The 23,643-nt window shown below is 43.0% G+C and carries 20 protein-coding genes; 11 read left to right on the top strand and 9 right to left on the bottom strand.

The annotated features are described in order from the left end of the window. Positions 1-382: 382 nt before the first annotated feature. A complete protein-coding gene (locus L8S15_RS06040) occupies positions 383-1,672 on the top strand; it encodes a citrate synthase (protein WP_010436764.1) in 1,290 nt (429 codons plus the stop codon). 167 nt (positions 1,673-1,839) lie between these two features. On the opposite strand, the gene L8S15_RS06035 is transcribed toward L8S15_RS06040, so the two are convergent. Further along, entirely contained in the window at positions 1,840-2,598 is a 759-nt protein-coding gene (locus tag L8S15_RS06035; protein ID WP_016790827.1) for a Nif3-like dinuclear metal center hexameric protein, read from the bottom strand. A gap of 123 nt (positions 2,599-2,721) precedes the next feature. On the opposite strand from L8S15_RS06035, the gene L8S15_RS06030 reads away from it, so the two are divergent. Further along, positions 2,722-3,480 carry a DUF1853 family protein gene (locus tag L8S15_RS06030; RefSeq protein WP_016767483.1) on the top strand — a complete coding sequence of 253 codons (759 nt, stop codon included), beginning with the start codon at positions 2,722-2,724 and terminating at the stop codon, positions 3,478-3,480. 119 nt (positions 3,481-3,599) lie between these two features. On the opposite strand, the gene pgm is transcribed toward L8S15_RS06030, so the two are convergent. Both pgm and seqA read right to left on the bottom strand, forming a co-directional pair. Further along, positions 3,600-5,246, bottom strand: coding sequence for a phosphoglucomutase (alpha-D-glucose-1,6-bisphosphate-dependent) (gene pgm, locus L8S15_RS06025; protein WP_010436758.1), 1,647 nt, complete (start codon positions 5,244-5,246; stop codon positions 3,600-3,602). Between the two features lie 92 nt (positions 5,247-5,338). After that, on the bottom strand, positions 5,339-5,878 hold the full coding sequence (seqA, locus tag L8S15_RS06020; protein WP_010436756.1) for a replication initiation negative regulator SeqA: 540 nt from the start codon (positions 5,876-5,878) through the stop codon (positions 5,339-5,341). Between the two features lie 93 nt (positions 5,879-5,971). Here seqA and L8S15_RS06015 point away from each other — a divergent pair, with 93 nt between their 5' ends. The 3 genes from L8S15_RS06015 (at position 5,972) to fldA (ending at position 7,651) form a co-directional block, all read left to right on the top strand. Further along, positions 5,972-6,733 (top strand): alpha/beta fold hydrolase, encoded by a 762-nt coding sequence (locus L8S15_RS06015; RefSeq protein WP_280572077.1) that lies wholly within the window; start codon positions 5,972-5,974, stop codon positions 6,731-6,733. Between the two features lie 108 nt (positions 6,734-6,841). Continuing rightward, positions 6,842-7,060 carry a DUF2788 domain-containing protein gene (locus L8S15_RS06010; RefSeq protein WP_010436749.1) on the top strand — a complete coding sequence of 73 codons (219 nt, stop codon included), beginning with the start codon at positions 6,842-6,844 and terminating at the stop codon, positions 7,058-7,060. A 57-nt stretch (positions 7,061-7,117) separates the two neighbouring features. After that, positions 7,118-7,651, top strand: coding sequence for a flavodoxin FldA (gene fldA / locus L8S15_RS06005; RefSeq protein ID WP_010436745.1), 534 nt, complete (start codon positions 7,118-7,120; stop codon positions 7,649-7,651). Positions 7,652-7,743: 92 nt separating this feature from the next. On the opposite strand, the gene L8S15_RS06000 is transcribed toward fldA, so the two are convergent. Further along, positions 7,744-8,250, bottom strand: coding sequence for a DUF4442 domain-containing protein (locus L8S15_RS06000; RefSeq protein WP_010436742.1), 507 nt, complete (start codon positions 8,248-8,250; stop codon positions 7,744-7,746). Positions 8,251-8,457: 207 nt separating this feature from the next. Between L8S15_RS06000 and fcrX the strand changes: the two genes are divergently transcribed. Next, positions 8,458-8,907: a ferric iron uptake transcriptional regulator FcrX gene (fcrX, locus tag L8S15_RS05995; RefSeq protein WP_010436739.1), complete on the top strand. Its 450-nt coding sequence runs from the start codon at positions 8,458-8,460 to the stop codon at positions 8,905-8,907. Positions 8,908-9,067: 160 nt separating this feature from the next. On the opposite strand, the gene glnS is transcribed toward fcrX, so the two are convergent. Continuing rightward, positions 9,068-10,735: a glutamine--tRNA ligase gene (gene glnS / locus L8S15_RS05990; RefSeq protein WP_280572076.1), complete on the bottom strand. Its 1,668-nt coding sequence runs from the start codon at positions 10,733-10,735 to the stop codon at positions 9,068-9,070. Between the two features lie 302 nt (positions 10,736-11,037). Further along, positions 11,038-12,597, bottom strand: a complete 1,560-nt coding sequence (gene nagE / locus L8S15_RS05985) for an N-acetylglucosamine-specific PTS transporter subunit IIBC (protein ID WP_032554553.1) — start codon at positions 12,595-12,597, stop codon at positions 11,038-11,040. Positions 12,598-13,072: 475 nt separating this feature from the next. Between nagE and nagA the strand changes: the two genes are divergently transcribed. The 4 genes from nagA (at position 13,073) to asnB (ending at position 18,996) form a co-directional block, all read left to right on the top strand. Further along, complete coding sequence (nagA, locus tag L8S15_RS05980; RefSeq protein ID WP_016792472.1) at positions 13,073-14,209, top strand: N-acetylglucosamine-6-phosphate deacetylase; 1,137 nt, start codon at positions 13,073-13,075, stop codon at positions 14,207-14,209. A 2-nt stretch (positions 14,210-14,211) separates the two neighbouring features. Next, positions 14,212-15,426, top strand: coding sequence for an ROK family protein (locus L8S15_RS05975; protein ID WP_010436729.1), 1,215 nt, complete (start codon positions 14,212-14,214; stop codon positions 15,424-15,426). An 84-nt stretch (positions 15,427-15,510) separates the two neighbouring features. Next, complete coding sequence (locus L8S15_RS05970; RefSeq protein ID WP_280572075.1) at positions 15,511-17,097, top strand: cation:proton antiporter family protein; 1,587 nt, start codon at positions 15,511-15,513, stop codon at positions 17,095-17,097. 234 nt (positions 17,098-17,331) lie between these two features. Then, positions 17,332-18,996 (top strand): asparagine synthase B, encoded by a 1,665-nt coding sequence (gene asnB, locus L8S15_RS05965; RefSeq protein ID WP_016767477.1) that lies wholly within the window; start codon positions 17,332-17,334, stop codon positions 18,994-18,996. Positions 18,997-19,078: 82 nt separating this feature from the next. Here the strand turns inward: asnB and rfaH are convergent, their stop codons facing one another. After that, entirely contained in the window at positions 19,079-19,585 is a 507-nt protein-coding gene (rfaH, locus tag L8S15_RS05960; RefSeq protein ID WP_010436718.1) for a transcription/translation regulatory transformer protein RfaH, read from the bottom strand. Positions 19,586-20,087: 502 nt separating this feature from the next. On the opposite strand from rfaH, the gene L8S15_RS05955 reads away from it, so the two are divergent. Further along, positions 20,088-21,476, top strand: a complete 1,389-nt coding sequence (locus tag L8S15_RS05955; protein ID WP_010436716.1) for a peptide MFS transporter — start codon at positions 20,088-20,090, stop codon at positions 21,474-21,476. A gap of 108 nt (positions 21,477-21,584) precedes the next feature. Here the strand turns inward: L8S15_RS05955 and hemH are convergent, their stop codons facing one another. Together hemH and adk are read right to left on the bottom strand one after the other, a co-directional pair. Continuing rightward, the gene (gene hemH, locus L8S15_RS05950) at positions 21,585-22,547 is read right to left on the bottom strand and encodes a ferrochelatase (RefSeq protein ID WP_010436714.1); all 963 of its coding nucleotides are present in this window, start codon (positions 22,545-22,547) and stop codon (positions 21,585-21,587) included. A gap of 269 nt (positions 22,548-22,816) precedes the next feature. After that, a complete protein-coding gene (gene adk, locus L8S15_RS05945; protein ID WP_009847341.1) occupies positions 22,817-23,461 on the bottom strand; it encodes an adenylate kinase in 645 nt (214 codons plus the stop codon). Positions 23,462-23,643: the final 182 nt, after the last annotated feature.

The raw sequence follows: 23,643 nt of genomic DNA, 5'->3' as shown, positions 1-23,643 counted from the left end.
TTATGATATTGTTATGGACAAAATTTGATTGCTAACCTTCAAAATTTAACATTAACTTAACAAATAACTGAAGTTGAGCCTTAGATAATTGTAAAATAATTGTTAATTGCTCGATTAAGAAAGACACCTCACATTTCTTCTTAGCCTTGCATTTATAAGGTTTTAACCAAACTTTTCAGCGCCACTATACGGCTGGCAACATTCTAATACAATTGATGTAACAAATAATGCTACACAGACCAGATTTTTAACGAATTTAATGTAAAAAACACTAACAAGTGCACACAAAGCTGCAGAAAAATTGACTTTCGGACGTAAGACCAGTAAAAAAATGGCACATAAACATCCTGGACGGATAAAATAATAAACAAAGGAGATTGTTATGGCGGATAAGAAAGCTACCCTTCACATTGAAGGTCATGCGCCGATCGAACTGCCGATTACAGAGGGTGTACTTGGTACACCAGTGATCGATGTTCGTACACTAGGTTCTAATGGTTTTTTTACTTTTGATCCTGGTTTTCTTGCCACTGCATCTTGTGAGTCTCAAATCACTTTTATTGACGGTGGAAAAGGTATCCTTTTACATCGTGGTTATCCAATTGACCAACTTGCCAATAACGCTGATTACTTAGAAGTATGTTACATACTTCTATACGGTGAAGCCCCTTCTCGAACTGAATACGAAAAGTTCAAGACTACCGTGACACGTCACACTATGGTGCATGAGCAAATTGCTAGTTTCTTCCACGGCTTCCGTCGTGACGCTCACCCTATGGCTGTAATGTGTGGTGTTGTAGGCGCTCTAGCGGCGTTCTACCACGACTCACTTGATATCAACAACGATACACACCGTGAAATTGCGGCTTATCGCCTAATTTCAAAAATGCCAACGCTGGCAGCAATGTGTTACAAATATTCAATAGGTCAACCGTTTATCTACCCACGTAACGACCTAGGCTACGCAGAAAACTTCTTACATATGATGTTTGCAAACCCATGTGAAGAATATGAAGTGAACCCTATCGTTGCACGTGCAATGGATAAAATCTTTACACTACACGCAGACCACGAACAGAACGCTTCAACGTCCACAGTACGTCTAGCCGGTTCATCTGGTGCTAACCCGTTTGCGTGTATTGCGGCAGGTATCGCATCACTTTGGGGGCCTGCTCACGGCGGTGCAAACGAAGCTTGCCTACGTATGCTCGAAGAGATTGGTAGTGTAGATAACATTGAAGAATATGTTGCGAAAGCAAAAGACAAAGATGACCCATTCCGTTTGATGGGCTTCGGTCACCGTGTTTACAAAAACTATGACCCACGTGCAACAGTAATGCGCGAAGCATGTCACGAAGTACTTAAAGAGTTAAACATACAAGATCCGCTACTCGATGTAGCAATGGAACTTGAGCGTATTGCCCTTTCTGATGAGTATTTTGTTTCTAAGAAGCTATACCCGAACGTAGATTTCTACTCAGGTATCATTCTGAAAGCAATCGGAATTCCAGTATCAATGTTCACAGTAATTTTCGCGATGTCTCGTACTATCGGTTGGATTGCTCACTGGAATGAAATGCACAGCGATCCGACGAACCGTATCGGTCGTCCTCGTCAGCTGTATACTGGTGAAGAACAACGTGACTTTAAAGCACTTCACGAACGTGAGTAGTTGCTATAAAGCATAATGTTAAAAGGGGTTGATGTGAGAACATCAACCCCTTTTCTTTTATACGGGATACTTTGAATCTTTACCTAACCTTACCAACTGTACTCTTATAAAAATTCTTTCTTTGCAAAAGCTACAATCGACTAGATATTCCCAATCACTTACCTGTTTTACACAGGATTATCAATATCAATAAACTCGACATCTAAACCGTGCTCTTTCGTTAGCCACTCACCTAATGCCTTCACGCCATATCGCTCTGTTGCATGGTGACCCGCAGCAAAATAATGGATGTCTTGCTCACGTGCTGAGTAAGTCGTGCGCTCTGAAATTTCACCAGAGATAAATGCATCAATACCCTGAGAAGCCGCTAGTTCAATGTAGTCTTGGCCACCGCCAGTACACCAACCTACCTTTTCAATCATTTTATCGGTGTTTTCAGGAGCAATATGTAACGGTATACGATTCAAAACTTGACCAATCTTTGCAGCAAGCTCTTCACCTGTCATTGGTGTTTTTAATTTACCAAACATTGCAACCGATTGTGGATGTCCTTCCAAGCCACCTTCAACTTCAATATCAAGCAGTTCAGCGAGCTTAGCATTGTTACCAAGTTCAGGGTGGATATCGAGAGGTAAGTGATAACCTAGAAGATTAATGTCATTCTTAATCAGAGTACGAATGCGCTTGCCCTTCATGCCTCGAATCGCTTCTGACTCACCTTTCCAAAAGAAACCGTGATGAACCAACAAAGCATCGGCATTCAATTCTACCGCTTTATCAATCAGAGCTTGAGAGGCCGTTACACCAGTAACGATGCGCTTCACTTCAGAAGCCCCCTCGACTTGAAGACCATTCGGGCAGTAATCTTTAATCTGCTGTGGCTGCAGTTTTTCGTTCAGTAGCTTTTCTAATTGTATGTTATGCATTTTTATTTCCAGCTTACCTTTATAATAACGCCGTTATATCAATTTACGGGTAGAATGTCGAAAGCCCCAGGGCCATGTTTATAAAGATCTACGTTTATAAAGAGCTATGTTTATGAGGAAGAGATGACAGCACTGCAACGTTTTTACCAATGGGTTATCGACTCACCGCCATTATTGGAAATCAAGCCGCCCATATCTGATCTCGGTGCATTCTCAAGCCACCTAGAAATCGACGAATCACATACTTATAATGGTAATCCTAGATTAGGCTTTCTCTACCAACACCTATGTGAACAAGTCATCATTGCTTCGGATAATTATTCAATCAAGCACGATGAGATTCAGATCAATGTCGAAGGTAGAACACTAGGTGCTATCGACTTTATTCTCGAAGAAGAGAACAGCCAAAAACTGCAACATTGGGAAGTAGCGATTAAGTTTTATCTACTCCATGAACAGACATGGTTTGGTCCGAACTCTCACGACCAATTAGATAAGAAGCTCGATCGAATGTTGGACCACCAATTGGGTATGTCGTCTTCAACGGCCTTTCTTGAACAATATCCAGAGATCGATGTCGACTCAAAACATCTCCTCATGCAGGGTCGTCTCTATACCAACCCATTCTTAGATCAAAAAATACCTACTGAATGTTTAGGCTACGACATTAACTCAAGTCAAGTAAACGGTTTTTGGTGCTATCAAAACCAAGCCCATTTAATCACTGAAGCGCTCTACCCTCTCAGCAAAGAGGAATGGGCTGCGGGTACTGATGACTTCACCAGTGAACCTCTTACTGAGTTTGGTGAGCGCTTTGTACATGGGCAAACCCAATCTGGGCAATTCTGGTTTGTGATGCCACAAAGTTGGCCACACGGTTAGCCGCCTAAGCTAACTCATTTTGCTTTTCCCGCTTACACGCAACCAGCGCAAATAAAAAGGGCTGATGCTTTCACATCAACCCTTTTTATTTGCTTGATAATTCTATGAATCGTAATCGATTATAGACCAGCCGCTGCAAATACTTGGTTCACAATCTCTTGAGCTTCTGCTTCAATTGCTTTTAGGTGCTCTTCACCTTTAAAGCTCTCACAGTAGATCTTGTAGATGTCTTCAGTACCTGATGGACGAGCAGCAAACCAACCGTTCTCAGTTGTCACTTTAAGGCCACCAATCGCAGCACCGTTACCTGGAGCGTGTGTTAGGCGTGCAGTAATTGCATCCCCAGCAAGCGTCTCAGCAGAAACCATCTCTGGAGAGAGCTTTTTAAGCACGTCTTTTTGTGCGCCATTAGCGACTGCTTGAATTCGGTTGTACTTAGATTCACCGTGTTTAGCGGCAAGTTCTTCATAGTACTCTTGTGGGTTCTTACCAGTAACGGCTGTGATTTCAGCCGCAAGTAAGCAAAGAATCAGGCCATCTTTGTCTGTAGACCAAGGCGTACCGTCTTTACGTAAGAAAGATGCACCCGCACTTTCTTCACCACCGAAACCAAACTGACCGTTATAAAGGCCATCAACGAACCATTTGAAACCAACTGGCACTTCGCAAAGCTCGCGGCCTAAATCAGCAACAACGCGGTCAATCAGAGCGCTTGATACTAACGTCTTACCAACAGCAACGTCTTTACCCCAACCTTCACGGTTACGGTATAAATAGTCGATACACACTGCTAGAAAATGGTTTGGATTCATTAAGCCTTTTGGTGTAACAATACCGTGGCGATCGTAATCAGGGTCGTTACCAAACGCTAATTGATAATCGTCTTTAAGGGCCAGTAAACCTGCCATCGCGTACGGAGAAGAACAATCCATTCGAACCACGCCATCTTTATCTAAAGACATAAACTGGAACGAAGGATCAACAGCTTCACTTACCAAAGTAAGATCTAAGTTGTACGCTTTACCAATTTGACGCCAATAATCGATGCCGCTACCACCTAGTGGATCCACACCAATTTTGATGTTTGCTTTCTGAATCGCTTCCATATCAACCACGTTAACCAAGTCAGCAACGTAAGGAGCAACGAGATCAACTTCTTTTACTAAATCAGACTGTTTAGCTAGCGTGATAGGGGTACGTTTAACACCTTGCATTTTCTCAGCAATGATGACGTTCGCACGATCTTCAATCGCTTGAGTTAGCTCAGCTTCAGCAGGGCCACCGTGTGTCGGATTGTATTTAATACCGCCGTCTTGAGGTGGATTATGTGAAGGTGTGATAACAATGCCGTCGGCTTTTTTATCATTTACTAGGTTATGCGTAAGGATCGCGTGCGAGATGCCTGGTGTTGGAGTAAAGCCATTTTTTTCTTGAATAATAACTTCAACACCGTTCGCTACAAGCACTTCGATAACAGTAGAAAACGCAGGCTCAGATAGAGCGTGAGTATCTTTACCTAAGAAAAGTGGGCCTGTTGTACCCTGTTCAGCACGAACTTCAGCCACCGCTTGTGCGATCGCGAGAATGTGGTTTTCGTTAAATGTTGATTTGTCTGCTGTACCACGGTGACCCGAAGTACCGAATAGAACTTTATGCTCAGGGTTACTAGCATCCGGTTGCTGTAAGAAATAGTTAGCCACTAAAGCCGGAATATTATGAAGATCTTCCTGCTGAGCTTTTTGCCCGGCACGAGGGTGCATAGCCATTTTTCGACATCCTTATATATAAAATTTAAAAACAAAAAAACCTCATAATATCTTCTTATCCATGGATATTATGAGGTTTAAATCAGATTTCTTTAAATTGAACCTGTTACTTTTTCTATCAATTCTGCTTGGAAATTCATGCGGCTCATAAGCTGCTCAACCATCTGTCTTTTGCGGCTAGTATTATTATTAGTAATAACCCAAAAAGGACTGTGTGGAATCGCTTTAGGCTTGGTTGTATTCCCGTTTGCTAACAACGTCTCTTCGTTATCTGCAAAGTAAACACGCTTACGGCCTTTTACTTGAGTTGCTTCTGAAAAGCTTAAAGGGTCGATTTTATGCAGTGTTGATAACACAAGCATGAAACGATCAATGGCTTTCTTTAGTGATGCAAACTCATCTGATATTAGTAGTGAGCGCATTTCTTTAACGCCATCGAACTTCTCTGGAGTAAAGCCTACCTCTTTGCTAACAACGATACCTTTTGGTTCAACGATCTCATCGATCGGAACCATGCCTTGGCTATCAACCTGTAACAAGCGGCGCAGAATATCTGAAGCGCTTTCGCCAATACGTTCTGTCTGACCCGCAATAAAACGGTATAGGTCCTCATCAACCTCAATTGTTTTCATTCGCTTTTCACAATCTCAATGTTTAAACTCTGGGGGATTATAGCGAGATCCGCGCGGATACTCTACGTCAAACCCACCATGAATAAGATAAAAATGTCAGTACAGCTCAACTATAAAATTGAAGGTGAGGGTCACACCATTGTTTTGATCCATGGATTATTCGGTAATCTGGACAACCTTGGCCTGCTCGCTAGGGATCTAAAAGCCGATCATCAGGTACTTAGCATCGATCTACGCAACCACGGTCAATCCTTCCATAGCGAAACCCATAATTATCAAGCAATGGCCCAAGATGTTGCCCAATTGCTGCGTGACCTTGAGTTAAAAGACGTCACTGTAATTGGTCACTCTATGGGTGGCAAAGTAGCGATGGCACTGACACAGCATCTTACACTGCATAAGTTGATTGTCTTAGATATGGCACCGGTCGCATACACCCAAAGTCGCCACGACAACGTATTCGCCGGTCTGCAAGCGGTTATCGAAGAAAAGCCGACCTCACGATTGGATGCGCTAAAGATCCTCTCAAAACATATCGAGATCGACGGGGTTCGTCAGTTCTTAACAAAATCTTTGTTCAAAACAGAACAAGGCATTATGGAATGGCGTTTTAACGTGGCATCACTATTGAATAACTACCCCCAGATTATTGGTTGGGAACCCGTAGATAAAACCTCGGTCAAAACATTGCTAATAAAAGGCGGTGATTCTGATTACCTCACTGCCGATCATCAAGCCGCGGTTCAACAACAATTTTCTAACGCTAAGGCTCATGTCATTGCGAATACTGGGCACTGGCTGCATGCAGAAAAACCAGCTGAAGTACTCAGAGTAATCAGAAAATTCATCGCTTAACTGCTCTTTTTCATGCAGATAAATGAGAACTGTGCAATCACTGCAGATTAACTTTATCTCACAACAGTGATATAGTGCGCCCAAGCAAAATTGGTATATAAGGTTCCCATGCTTTACGACTACATGAACATCATTGAATCTATTGGTTTAGATCTCCTGTTTGCCGCGATTTTCTTTTTAATCGGTATGGCAATTAAGGACGTTCTAAAGCAGGGAAATGTTCCTGCATTTGGTCGTCGTATTGTATGGTTAGTACTTTTCCTTGGCTGCGCAGGTTTTATCGCTAAAGGGATAATCCAACTAAGCTGGGAAGGAACTGGGATCTAACGATTTCCTCCGAACTTTGTTACACCGACAACAGACAAAATTAAAGGTAATGATTCTATGGCAAGTGTAGGTCTCTTCTTTGGTAGCGATACAGGTAACACTGAAGCTGTTGCTAAGATGATTCAAAAGCAATTGAGCAAGCAGCTCGTTCACGTTCAAGACATTGCAAAAAGCAGCAAAGAAGATATCGATAACTTCGATCTACTGCTGCTTGGTATCCCTACGTGGTACTACGGCGAAGCACAATGTGATTGGGATGACTTTTTCCCAGAGCTAGAAGCTATTGATTTCTCAACGAAGCTTGTTGCTATCTTTGGTTGTGGCGACCAAGAAGATTACGCAGAATACTTCTGTGATGCTATGGGTACTATCCGTGACATCGTTGAAGCAAAAGGCGGTACTATCTTAGGTCACACATCAACTGAAGGCTACGAATTCGAAGCATCGAAAGGTTTAGTTGAAGGCGATGATAGCCAATTCGTTGGTCTATGTATCGATGAAGATCGTCAACCTGAACTGACTGACGAACGCGTTTCTAATTGGGTTAAACAAATCCATGAAGAAATGTGCTTAGCAGAGCTAGAAGACTAGTGCCCGTTCACTAATCGTGACTAATTAGTCACGATTATACAGATATGAAAAAACCTCCATTTAGGAGGTTTTTTACTATTTATATCGCCGGATTAGCATTCAGCTTCTAATCCGTCGTCATCCTCTCTAAACTGCGGTTTCTTTCTAACATACAGAGTGCGCTGAATTTCTGAAACCACATTCCCCTTCTTATCCTTCACATAGATAACAAATTCAGGGAAACATTTTTCTCCAAGCTGTGTCTGACGATAAATTTCATCAAGCTGCCCCTGACTGATTTCAAAATCGGCGTACAAGTCAGACTGACCAGGCTTAATGAAGTTAATGCTCGCTTCCTTATCCCAAACATAATACCGCTCACCTAAAATTCCCATTAACATCAAAGAGTAAACAGGGTCAGTTAAAGAAAATATGCTGCCGCCATATTGAGTGCGATTGGCGTTTTTGTTCCACCAGCGTAGCTTTAATATCGTCTTAACGACTCTAAAGTCAGGGCTTATATGAGCAATACGAATACCCGCTCCCCAGAAAGGTGGCCAAATATTGAGTGCGAATTTTACAATGTTCGGTTTGTAGATTTTTGCGAGTTGCTTATTCATAACAACATTCCATGTTCATATCAGAAACACCGTCACCTTGACTGGTCGAACCTCCACTATAAGTGAGATGCCTCTATTTTACAAAACAGATTGTGATGTCAGTGAGTAACCCTTTGAAGTTCGTGGTTTATTGTTATGCCTGACTAAACTATAATGGTATTAATATTGAATTCTGTTAATTGCGGCAGATCATCAACAGGAAAGTATATGTCAGACAATAATCAAGCGCTAAAAGATGCTGGTCTTAAAGTGACCCTTCCACGGCTCAAAATTTTAGAAGTATTACAACAGCCAGACTGCCAACATATTAGTGCTGAAGATTTATATAAAAAGCTGATCGACTTAGGTGAAGAGATTGGCCTTGCTACCGTTTATCGAGTGCTTAACCAATTCGATGACGCAGGTATCGTAACGCGTCACCACTTTGAAGGCGGTAAGTCTGTATTTGAACTTTCAACACAGCACCACCATGATCACCTAGTGTGTCTAGACTGTGGCGAAGTTATCGAATTCTCTGATGACCTTATCGAAGAAAGACAAAAAGAAATTGCAGAGCGTTACAACGTGAAGTTGACAAACCACAGTTTGTACTTATACGGAAAGAGCATTACCGGAGATTGCAAAGGCAATCCAGACGCGCATAAAGCGAAGAAGTAACATAGAACGCTGGCTTGGGCCGGCGTTTTTTATATGGTCACTACATAAGACGATTAATCGCAACTTATTCTATAATTGACGACTTTATTCAGATACAAAAAAACCGGCTCTAAGCCGGTTTTTTATTAGGGTGCTTATCGAAAGCGAATCACTTTAGCGATTAAGCTTCAGTTTTTCCCCAAGTATCGCGTAGACCAACCGTACGGTTGAATACTAGTGCAGCTGCTTTAGAATCTTTCGAATCTACACAGAAGTAACCTGTTCGTTCAAACTGGTACGCTTGCTCTGCTACACCTTCAGCTAGGCTAGGTTCAACAAAACCGTTAAGTGTAACAAGTGATTCAGGGTTGAGCGTTGCAGCAAAGTCATCAGCAGCAGCTGGGTTTGCCACGGTGAATAGACGATCGTACAAACGAATCTCAGCAGGCAATGCTTTATCAGCCGATACCCAGTGGATAACGCCTTTCACTTTACGGCCATCTGCAGGGTTCTTACCCAAGGTTTCGTGATCGTAAGAACAGAAGATAGTCGTAATGTTGCCTTCTGCATCTTTTTCGATACGTTCAGCTTTAATCACGTAAGCACCACGTAAACGAACTTCTTTACCTAGAACCAAACGCTTATACTTTTTGTTTGCTTCTTCACGGAAGTCATCACGTTCAATCCAAATTTCACGCGTAAATGGTACTTCACGAGTGCCCATTTCTGGCTTGTTTGGATGGTTTGCAACGGTTAGCGTTTCTACTGCGTCTGCTTCGTAATTTTCGATAACGATCTTAACCGGATCCAGAACAGCCATTGCACGAGGTGCATTTTCGTTCAGATCATCACGGATACAAGATTCAAGTGAACCGAACTCAATCATGTTCTCTTGCTTAGTCACACCAATACGCTTACAGAATTCACGGATAGAGCTTGAAGTGAAACCACGACGACGTAGACCAGAGATAGTTGGCATACGAGGGTCGTCCCAACCTTCAACTAGGTTTTCAACCACAAGCTGGTTCAGCTTACGCTTCGACATTACCGTGTATTCAAGATTCAGACGGCTAAACTCGTACTGACGAGGTTGGCAATCAATCGTGATGTTGTCTAGCACCCAGTCATACAAACGACGGTTATCTTGGAATTCAAGCGTACAGATAGAGTGGGTAATGCCTTCTAGTGCATCAGAGATACAGTGTGTGAAGTCGTACATTGGGTAAATGCACCACTTGTCACCTGTCTGATGGTGGTGAGCAAAACGAACACGGTAGATAACAGGATCGCGCATCACCATAAATGAAGAGCTCATGTCGATCTTAGCACGTAGGCACGCTTTACCTTCTTCAAAGCCACCGTCACGCATTTTTTCAAACAACGCTAGGTTCTCTTCAGGGCTGCGGTCACGATATGGACTCGCTTTACCAGGCTCTTTTAACGTGCCACGGTATTCACGGATCTGCTCAGGACTTAGCTCGTCAACATACGCTAAGCCTTTATTAATTAATTCCACAGCATAAGCGTAAAGCGTATCGAAGTAGTTTGATGAATAACAAATATCACCAGACCATTCGAAGCCTAACCAGCTTACATCATTCTTAATTGACTCAACGTATTCAACGTCTTCTTTTTCAGGGTTTGTATCATCGAAACGAAGATTACATTGTCCCTGGTAGTCCTGAGCAATACCAAAGTTCAAGCAAATAGATTTAGCGTGACCAATGTGCAGGTAGCCATTTGGCTCCGGCGGGAAACGAGTATGCACGCTACTGTGTGTACCATCCGCTAAATCTTTATCAATAATTTGGCGAATGAAATTCGATGGACGAGCCTCAGCTTCACTCATCTATAGCACCTCTATGTATTTAGTATTGTCAGAGAAAGTTATCTTTCATATCCGAGACAAAGGCCGCTTTTATTGCCTGTCAAAGATAGAAAGATCATTGTTGCTAATCATCCACAATTCTGCGCCTTTGCACAATAAGAACCGTCCTTTAATTGTGAATATTTCTCCGATTCGATGAAGAATAGAACGAACATTGTTCACTGGCTCTAAACAACAGGCACAAAAAAGCCTCCCATGTGGGAGGCTTTCAATTTGACACTTACTTAAGAGTAACTTTACGTCTTAATTAAGTACTTCCCTTACTATGGAAGTTTTACATCAGATAGGTCTTCACCTGCACCGATAGCTTTCATTTCGCCAGCTACAATTTCAGCTAGTGGACCTAGGATAACCTGTAGGTTGTTTTCACCTAGTTTAACCACACCTTTAGCGCCGAGCTTCTTAAGAACAACTTCATCAGCGATAGAGCGGTCTTTTAGCGTTAGACGTAGACGAGTGATACAAGCATCGATTGAAGTCAGGTTTTCGTGACCACCTAGTGCTTTTAGGTATTGGCGTGCAACCTCACCTTTTGGTGCGTCGCCAGCAGGAGCCGCTACAGCTTCGTCATCATCTTCACGACCTGGCGATTTCAAGTTGAAAGCGCGGATTGCGAAAGAGAAAGTGAAGAAGTATAGAGCACCGAATGCTAAGCCAATCAATAGTAGAGTGAATGGTTTAGTTGCTAGACCCCAGTTCAATACGAAGTCGATAAGACCAGCAGAGAAACCGAAACCGTGCAAAGTACCAAACATGTTAGCAACAACTAGAGACAGACCAGTAAATACAGCGTGCATTGCGTATAGAGCAGGAGCTAGGAATACGAACATGAATTCTAGCGGCTCTGTGATACCTGTTAGGAATGAACAGAATGCAACAGAGAACAGTGCGCCACCAACTTGACTACGTTTTTCAGCAGGAGCAGCTAGGTACATTGCAAGTGCAGCACCTGGCAGACCAAACATCATTACAGGGAAGAAACCGTTCATGAATACGCCAGCACCTTTATCACCACCGAAGAAACGGTGTAGGTCGCCAGATTTAACTGTTTCAGTCACTTCTTTCACAACAGTTGTGATTTCTGGAGTAACAGAGTTAGCGAATGTGAACGTGTGCTCTTGACCAACAATTAGTGTTTTAGCCAGTGCAGGGTCAACACAAAGTTGAGTGATACCAGCGAATGCGCCTTGACCAGCAACGATGATTTCTTGACATGTGCCCATACCAAACCAGAAGTATGAGTTCAATACGTGGTGAAGACCAACAGGGATAAGTGCACGGTTAAGAGTACCGTAAACGAATTGACCAACAGCGCCAGACGTTGATACTGCGTGAGCTAGTGCGTCTAGACCAGATTGAACACCAGGCCAAACCACACCAGACACAGCACCTGCAACAAGTGCAAATAAGCCGGCCATGATTGGTACTAAACGTTTACCTGCGAAGAAAGCCAGCCACTCAGGAAGACGTGTTGCATGGAAGGCGTTGTAAGAGTGACCTGCGATGATACCTGCGAAGATACCGCCGAAGAACGACATGTTAACGTCGGCGTTAATTGTCGTTGCTGTAGCTGTTAGTACGAAGTAAGCAACTGCACCAGCAAGACCCGCTGCGCCGTTACCATCTTTAGAAAGACCAATCGCGATACCTAGACCAAAAAGCAATGGTAGGTTACCGAAGATAGCACCACCAGCTTGCGCCATAAATGGAATATCAAGTAGATCGCCTTGACCTAAACGTAGTAGAAGCGCCGCAATCGGAAGCGTTGCGATAGGTAGCATTAACGCTTTACCTAGCTTCTGTGCATATCCTAGAATATTCACCAGTTGTTTCCCCCTATAGGATTTTTTAGAATTCGTCTGAGAAACTTATTTTAGTCGCTCAATTTAGTCCTATTCAGTGTATTCAATTAATTTTGCTCCGCAAATTAAAACCTTACCATTTGTGATCCTAATCACCAGTTTTTACCAAATCCAGAGGTTTTTGCTAGCGAGATCATAAAACTTATTTTATCATTCAAAAAAATGAACATTTATAGATAAAATCCAAATATAAAGATTGGGTTAATGCCCGGTTATTTTAGGTAGAAAATGCCAATAAACAACCGAAAAACATTAGCTTAAAACTATAAAATCAACTAATTGTTCATTTGTTTTTCAAACACTTAAATACGTTTCTCATTTTAAAAACGTTTGCTCGTAAAAGATAAATCGTTACGTAAATGATGCTCGCAAACTAAGTCCACATTTAGGTAACGAACAAATTTAAAAGATCTCACGAAATAAGGATTAGCTGACTATGTACGCGCTAAGTAACTGTAAAATTTACACTGGTAGTGATGTTCTAACCGATCATGCTGTTGTAATTGAAAACGAACTGATCAAAAAAGTCTGTCCTATCTCTGAATTACCAGAAGGAATCGAGGTCCGTGACCTAGATGGTACAAATCTAAGCCCGGGTTTTATTGATCTACAACTGAATGGCTGTGGCGGTGTAATGCTGAATGATGAGATCACTGCTGACACAATGCAGATCATGCATAAAGCAAACCTTAAATCGGGCTGTACTAGCTTTTTACCTACGCTAATCACCTCTTCGGACGAAGATATGCGCGCGGTTATTACGGCAGCTCGTGAATACCACAACCAATACCAAAACCAGTCTTTAGGTTTGCACCTTGAAGGCCCATATCTAAACGTTGCGAAAAAAGGCATCCACAGTGTCGATCACATTCGTAAATCTGACAATGAAATGATTGAGCTTATCTGTGAAAACAGTGACCTTGTGACCAAAGTAACACTGGCTCCTGAGCTCAACGACCCAGAACATATTGAGCGTCTACACAAAGCTGGCGTAGTGGTTTCTATCGGCCACACCAACGCCACTTACGCTGAAGCGCGTCAAGGCTTTGAATCAGGCATCACTTTCGCGACTCACCTGTTCAACGCTATGACACCTATGGTTGGTCGTGAACCTGGCGTTGTTGGCGCGATTTACGACACGCCTGAAGTTTACGCTGGCATCATCGCTGACGGTTTCCACGTTGATTACGCAAACATCCGAATTGCACATAAAATAAAAGGAGAAAAGTTGGTATTAGTGACGGATGCCACAGCTCCTGCAGGTGCTGACATGGAATACTTTATTTTTGTCGGTAAGAAAGTATATTACCGTGATGGTAAGTGTGTTGATGAAAACGGCACACTGGGCGGCTCAGCTCTGACTATGATTGAAGCAGTTCAGAATACAGTTGAGCACGCTGGTATCGCTTTAGACGAAGCTCTTCGCATGGCTACGCTATACCCAGCTCAGGCTATCGGTGTAGAAAGCAAGCTAGGTCGAATCAAAAAAGGCATGGTTGCAAACCTTGCCGTATTTGACCGAGACTTTAACGTTAAAGCGACTGTTGTTAACGGACAATACGAGCACAATTAAGTATGAATGGCGGACAAATAGGTAACGTAGACTTAGTTAAACAACTAAACAGTGCGGCGGTATACCGACTTATAGACCAACAAGGGCCTATCAGTCGTATACAAGTGGCTGATGTAAGCCAACTCGCACCGGCAAGTGTTACAAAAATTACCCGCCAACTTTTAGAACGCGGCCTAATTAAAGAGGTTGCGCAGCAAGCGTCTACTGGCGGTAGACGCGCTATTTCCCTAACCACAGAAGTAGAACCCTTTCATTCTGTTGCTGTGCGTTTGGGGCGAGACTACATTCAAATAAGCCTGCATGACCTTGGCGGTCGTGAATTGGCTTTCCAACAACAAGACCTGAATTATTCAGACCAATCAGACCTTACCCAAGGCTTGGTCAACAGCTTGAAGGCTTTCATTGCTGAACATCAACCAAAGATCGATCAGTTGATTGCCATTGGTGTCACTCTTCCTGGCTTGGTTAACCCAACAACAGGTGTTGTTGAGTACATGCCAAACACAGACATCGATAACCTAGCATTAAGCGACATTATTCGTGACACATTCCATGTTGCTTGTTTTGTGGGTAATGACGTTAGAGGAATGGCACTTGCTGAGCACTACTTCGGTGCGAGTAAAGATAGCCAAGACTCTATTTTAGTTAGTGTTCACCGCGGTACAGGTGCCGGCATTATTGTAAATGGTCAAGTGTTCCTAGGCCATAACCGCAACGTGGGTGAAATTGGTCATATCCAAATTGATCCGCTCGGCGAGCAATGCCAATGTGGTAACTTCGGCTGTCTTGAAACAGTAGCGGCAAACCCGGCCATTGTTGAGCGAGTACAGAAACTGATTAAGCAAGGCTATGAGTCTTCTTTGACCGAGCTTGAACATATTACGATTCAAGATGTTTGTGACCACGCGATTAATGGTGATGAACTAGCGAAGCAAAGCTTAGTTCGAGTAGGAAATCAGTTAGGTAAGGCTATCGCAATGACGATTAACTTATTTAACCCTCAGAAAGTTATCATTGCTGGTGATATAACTAAGGCACAAGAGATTGTTTTCCCTGCGATTAAGCGCAATGTTGAGAATCAGTCGTTAACGGCTTTCCATAGCGGCCTGCCTATTGTAGCATCTCAGATCGATAAACATCCTACGATGGGAGCTTTTGCCATGATCAAGCGCGCCATGCTCAACGGTGTGTTACTTCAAAAGCTACTCGAAGACTAAAGAAAAACAATTCTGATTGTCCGCGGGCCGTGTTTGTATAAACACGGCCCGTTTTTTTAAGCTAGGGAACTACAACAACAAGTTATGGAACTTATATTAATATCCACTGCGTTTATTGCAGGATTTATTGCTTTAAAGTGTCACCTTCCTCCATTAGTTGGTTTTTTGGTCGCAGGTTTTGGGCTTTACGCTCTAGGCTTTGAAACCAATGACACCATCATTACCTTGGCTGACCTTGGTGTCACCCTGCTCCTATTTACAATTGGCTTAAAGCTAGACATCAAAACCCTACTCTCTAAAGAGATCTGGGCCGGTGCTACCATCCATAACCTTTTATCCACTCTGTTTTTTGCTTTAGCCCTGTTTGGTTTTAAATTCTTAGGTATTTCGTCTCTAGCAGCAATGTCGATAGAACAAATCGTTCTACTCGGTTTCGCTCTCTCATTCTCTAGTACCGTATTCGCGGTGAAGTCTCTGCAAGAGAAAGGGGAAATGAACGCGACCTATGGCACGCTAGCGATTGGTATTCTCGTCATGCAGGATATCTTTGCAGTGGTCTTTTTGACCGCATCGACAGGTAAGATTCCAGAGTGGTACTCCATCGCACTCTTCGCTTTACCATTTTTACGTCCGCTGTTCTACAAAATCCTTGATTGGGTTGGGCACGGTGAAATGTTGGTGCTGTTCGGCATCTTTTTCGCATTAGTTGTTGGTGCTGGCTTGTTCCAGTTTGTAGGTGTAAAACCAGACTTGGGCGCTCTTATCTTAGGTATGTTGCTAGCAGGTCACCCAAAAGCTTCAGAGCTGTCGAAATCGCTGTTTAACCTCAAAGAGCTTTTCCTCGTTTGCTTCTTCTTGAATATTGGGTTATCCGAGCAACCTACTATCCAAGGCTTCATGCTCGCCATCTTATTCTTGCTGTTGCTGCCAGTGAAAGGCGTGCTTTACTTCTTGGTACTCAACCGCTTCAAATTCCGTGTTCGAACATCCCTACTCGCCTCTCTATCACTGTTTAACTACAGTGAATTTGGTCTTATCGTTGGCGGTTTAGCCTTTAAGATGGGTTGGATGTCTGGTGACATCTTGGTGGCTGTGGCGATTGCAGTTTCGCTATCGTTTTTGATCGCTGCGCCTCTAAACAAAGCGGGCCACAAACTTTATCAACAATCAGGCCGCTGGTTAAAAGAGCATGCAGCTGAAAAACTTAACCAACGTGATAAACGAATTGACCCGGGTCGTGCACAGGTATTGATTCTAGGTATGGGACGTATTGGTACTGGCGCCTACGATGAATTACGTTCGCGCTATGGCAAGGTTAGCTTAGGTGTCGAAGTTCGTGAAGAAGCGGCACACAACCATAGAAACCTAGGAAGAAACGTTATTTCTGGCGATGCAACTGACCCAGATTTCTGGGAGCGTATCTTAGATACAGCAAACGTGAAGTTAGTGATCTTGGCGATGCCTCATCACCAAGGAAATCAAACCGCCTTAGAGCAATTGAAGTCACGCCACTTTAAAGGTCAAATTGCGGCGATTGCTGAGTATCCCGATCAGCTCGAAACACTGAAAGAGAATGGCGTCGATGCGGCATTTAATATTTACAGCGAAGCGGGTAGTGGTTTTGCTCGACACGTCTGCGAACAACTAAACCCAAATATCGATAAAACCTAACCTTAAATGCCCTCTGCCAAACCTCTCAAATTTGCTGTTTTTTTGCACTTTTGGGAGGTTTCTGTACAAAAAACCGACCACAATTAGATAGCAAACACCAAAAACACTAAATAATTAGATATTTTCTAACAGAACACCCTTTATATTATTTTTTTGCTCACATCTGGTTGCTTTTTTTAGCCAGAATGGCAAATTGAATGCAGTTAATTTAGAAATTATTTAAAAGGAAGTTCTATGTGTTCAGTATTTGGCATTCTCGACATTAAAAGTGATGCCGCAGCACTTCGCCCTATTGCTTTAGAAATGTCAAAGAAGCTTCGTCACCGTGGTCCAGACTGGTCTGGTATCTACGCTGGTGAAAAAGCAATCCTCGCTCACGAACGTTTGGCTATCGTTGGCCTGAACAGTGGCGCACAGCCACTATACAGCCAAGATAAAAAACACATTCTTGCAGTGAACGGCGAAATTTATAACCACAAAGAACTTCGTGCACGCTATGAAGATAAGTACCAGTTTCAGACAGATTCTGACTGTGAAGTAATCCTAGCGTTATACCAAGAAATGGGCGCAGACCTTTTAGAAGAGCTTAACGGTATTTTCGCATTCGTTTTATACGACGAAGAGAAAGACGAGTACCTAGTGGGCCGCGACCATATTGGTATTATCCCGCTTTATCAAGGTTACGATGAGCACGGCAACTACTACGTTGCTTCAGAGATGAAAGCATTGGTTGAAGTATGTAAAACAATCAGTGAATTCCCTCCGGGTAGCTTCTACTCTTCAAAAGATGCAGAACCTCAACGCTATTACATCCGCGATTGGAACGAGTACGCTGCGGTACAAGGCAACAGCACAAGCAAAGAAGAACTAACTGAAGCGCTAGAAGCAGCGGTTAAACGTCAACTAATGACTGATGTTCCTTACGGTGTACTTCTATCTGGAGGCCTTGATTCATCAATTACTTCAGCAGTCGCTAAACGCTTTGCAGCAATGCGTATCGAAGATGATGAGCAATCTGAAGCTTGGTGGCCACAACTGCACTCATTCGCTGTTGGCCTTGAAGGCGCACCAGATCTTATCGCTGCTCGTGAAGTTGCAGACAAGATCGGTACAGTGCACCACGAGATGACTTACACCATTCAGGAAGGCTTAGATGCCATCCGTGATGTTATTTACCACATCGAGACTTACGATGTAACGACGATTCGTGCATCAACGCCGATGTACTTACTTGCTCGTAAGATCAAAGCAATGGGCATCAAAATGGTACTGTCTGGCGAAGGTGCTGATGAGATCTTTGGTGGTTACCTATACTTCCATAAAGCACCAAACGCAAAAGAGTTCCATGAAGAGACAGTACGTAAGCTACTTGCTCTAAGCATGTTCGACTGTGCTCGTGCAAACAAATCACTGGCGGCATGGGGCGTTGAAGGTCGTGTACCATTCTTAGATAAAGAGTTCATTGATGTAGCAATGCGTCTGAACCCTGAAGATAAAATGTGTGGTAACGGTAAGATGGAGAAACACATCCTACGTGAGTGTTTTGAAGACTACCTACCAGACTCAATCGCTTGGCGTCAAAAAGAACAGTTCTCTGACGGCGTTGGCTACGATTGGATCGATACGTTGAAAGCAACGGCTGAAGCAAAAGTAACGGATCAACAAATGGAAGCCGCTAAATTCCGCTTCCCTTACAACACGCCAACAACCAAAGAAGGTTACGCTTACCGTGAGATCTTCGAAGAGTTATTCCCTCTAGAATCAGCAGCAGAATGTGTCCCTGGCGGTCCTTCGGTTGCCTGTTCATCTGCGAAAGCCATTGAATGGGATGAGTCATTCAAAAACTGTGTAGACCCATCTGGTCGTGCGGTACAAGCCGTTCACAACGACTCTTACTAAGAGATTTCGTTTGAATAAATGCTAAACACTAAAAAGGCGCATAATGCGCCTTTTTTATTAAGCCTTGTTTTTATTCTTGCGCTTATGCTTGGGCTTGAAGTGCCTCGTTCTCAATACTGACAGGTACCACTTGACTGATCATCTTAACTAACATGATAGAACGCGCCTCACCATCTTTTTGATGATAGATAGCCTCAATACCAGCAAACTGACCACTCTTAATTTTCACGACTTGCCCTGATTCAAACTCAATACAACAGTCTTCAGTATCGTCACTAAAACATTTCTCGAACTCTTTAAGCTCAAACACTAAATCACCTTGTACTTCATGTGGCCTAGATCCGAATTTAATAAAGTCGACAACACCACGAGTAGAGCGAACCGTCGTAAAACTTGGGCCTTGCTCATAATCAAAGCGAACAAAGATGTAAGATGGAAATAACGGTTCTTTGACCTGCTTTTCTTTCCCTCGAACAACCTTTTCAACTTCTACTTGGGGATAAAAACACTCCACCCCTTGATTTTCTAAGTGCAACTGCGCGCGTTTTTGATCACCACGCTTACAGTAAAGTAAATACCAACGTTTCATTTTACTAGCCATTTTATATTTTTAGATATTTTACCACATGCCTAAAACGGTTGAATCGCCATTAATAAAATGAATCGAGCAAGCAAGAAATAATGCGTAGCAGACCAATTTATCAACAAAAAGTTATAGGTAGCAAAAGTGGTTAAGCATTGTACAGGGATCGTTTTCAGATAAAAAGGTGCATTATTGTAAGCGTGTGTACGCCACTCCTATTGTGCATAGCATACTCTTTAAAACCCGAAGCAATACACCAAACTGATACATAACAATTAAACCATTCAGGGGCGCGCTTAAATTGTTTATTACGCCACCAAACCAAATTTGAAAAATTAGTTTGCAGCACGCGTTAACTGGGTGACATTACAAAGAAAACCTCACATTATCATTCACTTATAAAAAATAAGTTGTCGTAACCATAAAACACACCTATTGCAGATGGTTATTCTACTCTGTATACATAAGTAACTATAAAATCTTTTAATACCTAAAATTAGTAAAACTTATGCCAAGCAATCACAACATTTTTGGCCACCCTAGAGGCCTATTTCTACTTTTTAGCACAGAGCTATGGGAACGTTTTTCCTACTATGCGATGCGTGCAATTCTGGTTTTATTCTTAACTGACACTACCCTCAACGGTGGACTTGGTTGGTCAACAAAAGACGCACTCGATCTCTATGGTATTTACACCGGTTTAGTCTATATCACACCATTAATTGGTGGCTGGATTGCCGATAATTACCTAGGTCAACGTAAATCGATCTTGATTGGTGGCCTATTAATGGCACTTGGTCAATTTACACTTGCTCTGCCCAATGGTTTTATTGGCTTAGACCAAGTAAACGCTCTTTACCTTGGTTTAGCGCTGCTTATCAGTGGTAACGGCATGTTTAAACCAAACATCTCGACCATGGTTGGCGATCTGTACCAAGAAGGCGATAACCGACGTGACGGTGCTTTCACCATTTTCTACATGGGCATTAACTTAGGCGCACTACTTGGTGGCTTAATTTCAGGCGCTGCAGTCGACTCTTTCGGCTGGAAGGCAGGTTTCCTTGCCGCTGGTATTGGTATGGTCATTAGCCTGATTATGCAAATGACGATGGCTCAATCTTGGTTAGGTAACATCGGTTCGGTGCCAGCAGCTGCACGAGCAAAAGCACTGAACAAGTCGAAAGAGAAAACGCCACTCACAAAAGAAGAGTTCGACAGATTAAAAGTTATTCTGGTTATGGGTCTGTTCGTGATCGTTTTCTGGGCAGGCTTTGAACAAGCCGGTGGCCTAATGAATATTTATACTCAGCAATATACTGACCGTATGATCGGCGATTTTGAAGTACCAGCTGCTTGGTTCCAGTCTCTGAACCCGTTCTTCATCATCACACTTGCGCCATTAATAGCCGCATTCTGGGTCAAACTTGGTAAGCGCGAACCAAACTCTCCTGTCAAATTTGCGATGGCTCTGTTTTTCTTAGCTCTAGGCTTCGTGTGCATGATGGGTGCAGTAATGGAACAAGGTGGCGACCTAACAGTCAAAACATCCATGCTTTGGCTAGTCGGTGCTTTCTTCTTCCATACTCTTGGTGAGCTTTGTCTATCTCCTATTGGCCTGTCGTTGGTCACTAAGTTAGCTCCACTTCGCCTAGCATCGTTAATGATGGGGGCATGGTTTGGCTTTAACGCCATTGCAAACTACGTAGCAGGCCTGGTAGGTTCACACGTAGGTGAGCTTGGTGCTATGTCTATTTTCAGTGGTATTGCGATTACTGCAACGGTGAGTGGCATATTACTGTTGCTGTGTGCTGGTAAACTCGTGTCATGGATGCATGGCGTAGAAACTAACACCTTGCTAGAAGCTGAACCAAAAACAACAGAAGCTTCAGCTGTTTAATAGCTAAGCGTCTATTACTAGACGAAACATCAAAATAAAAAAGGACTGCTCAATGAGCAGTCCTTTTTTATTTCTATTATGTGAAGTGCTGTTGCCAGTAAACAGTCGTTAGCGATGAATCGCCACTAGCTCTGCCATCATATCAATATGAGAGTCCCTGTCGTTGAGACACATAATATAGCTAAAGTCTGAACCACCAGCTTCAATGAAGGTCTCTTTGCACTGGTCCGAAATCTCTTCCAACGTTTCCAGACAGTCAACTGAGAATGCAGGTGCCATGATATCGATCTTTTTGATGCCCTTGCTCGGCAGTGATTCCAGCGTCTCGTCAGTGTAAGGCTTCAACCACTCTTCTCGGCCAAATCGAGACTGGTACGTCATGGTAATATCGTCCTCTGACAACTCTAACTCTGCAGCCAGTAATTTTGTCGTCGCTTCGCAATGCTGCGGGTAAATATCACCCTCATCTGCCAATCGCTTAGGGATACCATGGAAAGAACACACTAAATGATCGGCTCTGCCATTTTTATCCCAATGGCTACGAACGCTTTCAGCCAGTGCTTTTGCGTAACTTGGATGCGCGTAGTAGTCACGAATAAAGCGGTAGCTTGGAATCACAGACATCTGTTTAAAGGCTTTAGTTAAACCATCAGAAACAGCCGCTGTCGTTGTTCCAGAGTACTGAGGGTACAGAGGTAGTACGATGATGTCTTCGACGCCCTTCTCCATCAGCTGTTCGACACCCGTCTTAAGACTTGGGTTGCCATAAGTCATACCCAACGCAACAGGCATTTGCAATTTCTTCTGCAGTTTCTCAGCTTGTCTTTGTGAGTACACAAGCAGCGGTGATCCATCGTCCATCCACACAGACTGATACAATTTAGCCACTTTCGGAGCTCGAATCGGTAAGATTACACCATGCAGGATTGGACACCAGAGCCAACGAGTTAGGTTTACCACTCGCTTGTCATGTAAGAATTCACTCAAAAATCGACGAACGCCAGCCGGGGTTGCCGAATCTGGAGTCCCTAAGTTCACCAGTAAAACGCCCTGCTTTTTATTATTTTCCATAGATACCTGAGACTAATATGTGATTTTCTGGAAAGTAATATACTAATCGGAATAAGTTCAAGATCATTGTGTATACCAAATGTTTGAATAATCATTCTGAACATGAGGTACCTCAAGCTCCACACTGCTATCTATCATCAGGACTAATAATCTTGAATCATGTGCAATCAAACTTATCGAGATTGGTATCGTACTAAAATTTGGAACAAAAAAAGCGACCCGTAAGGTCGCTTCTAATATATCAAATTCTAAAACTGGCTGTTAGCCAATTATGCTAGTGCTTTCTCAAGTTCTGCACTAACTTCAGCGACTTGCTTAGTACCGTCAAATTTAAGGTACTTAGTGTTGCCTGCTTCCGCTTCTTTACCGTAGTAAGAAATAAGCGGAGCTGTTTGATCGTGGTACACACCTAGACGAGCACGAACTGTTTCTTCTTTGTCGTCATCACGTACAACTAGTTCTTCGCCAGTGATGTCATCTTTGCCTTCTTCTTTAGGTGGGTTGTACACATTGTGGTATGTACGACCAGAAGGAAGGTGAGCACGACGACCAGCCATACGTTCAACAATCACATCATCAGCTACGTCAAATTCAACAACGTAATCTACAGCGATGCCCATTTCTTTAAGGCCATCAGCTTGTGGGATTGTGCGTGGGAAACCGTCTAGTAGGAAACCTTTCTCGCAGTCATCTTGAGCAATACGCTCTTTGATAAGACCAAGGATAATTTCATCAGAAACTAGCTGACCAGCGTCGATTACTGATTTTGCTTGCTTACCAAGCTCAGTACCCGCTTTGATAGCAGCACGTAGCATGTCACCAGTTGAAATTTGAGGGATACCAAATTTGTTCATGATGAAGTTAGCTTGAGTGCCTTTACCCGCGCCAGGAGCACCTAGAAGAATGATGCGCATGTTTAATCCTCTTATAAAATTATGATTTATACCGAAGCTCACTATTCCACTTTCGTAGTTCATTTTTAGGATAAACAGAAAGCGTTAGATAACCATTGAGGTTAAGTAAAACTGCAAATAGAAGCCAAACGGTAAGTTTCGGTATAACGTTTAAAAATCATACAACTGGGAACGATAGGTTC

Source organism: Vibrio sp. S/42/10, assembly GCF_029890535.1.
Lineage (GTDB): Bacteria > Pseudomonadota > Gammaproteobacteria > Enterobacterales > Vibrionaceae > Vibrio > Vibrio cyclitrophicus.
The sequence above is the reverse complement of the archived record's forward strand: the minus strand, read 5'-3'. Positions and strand labels throughout refer to the sequence as shown.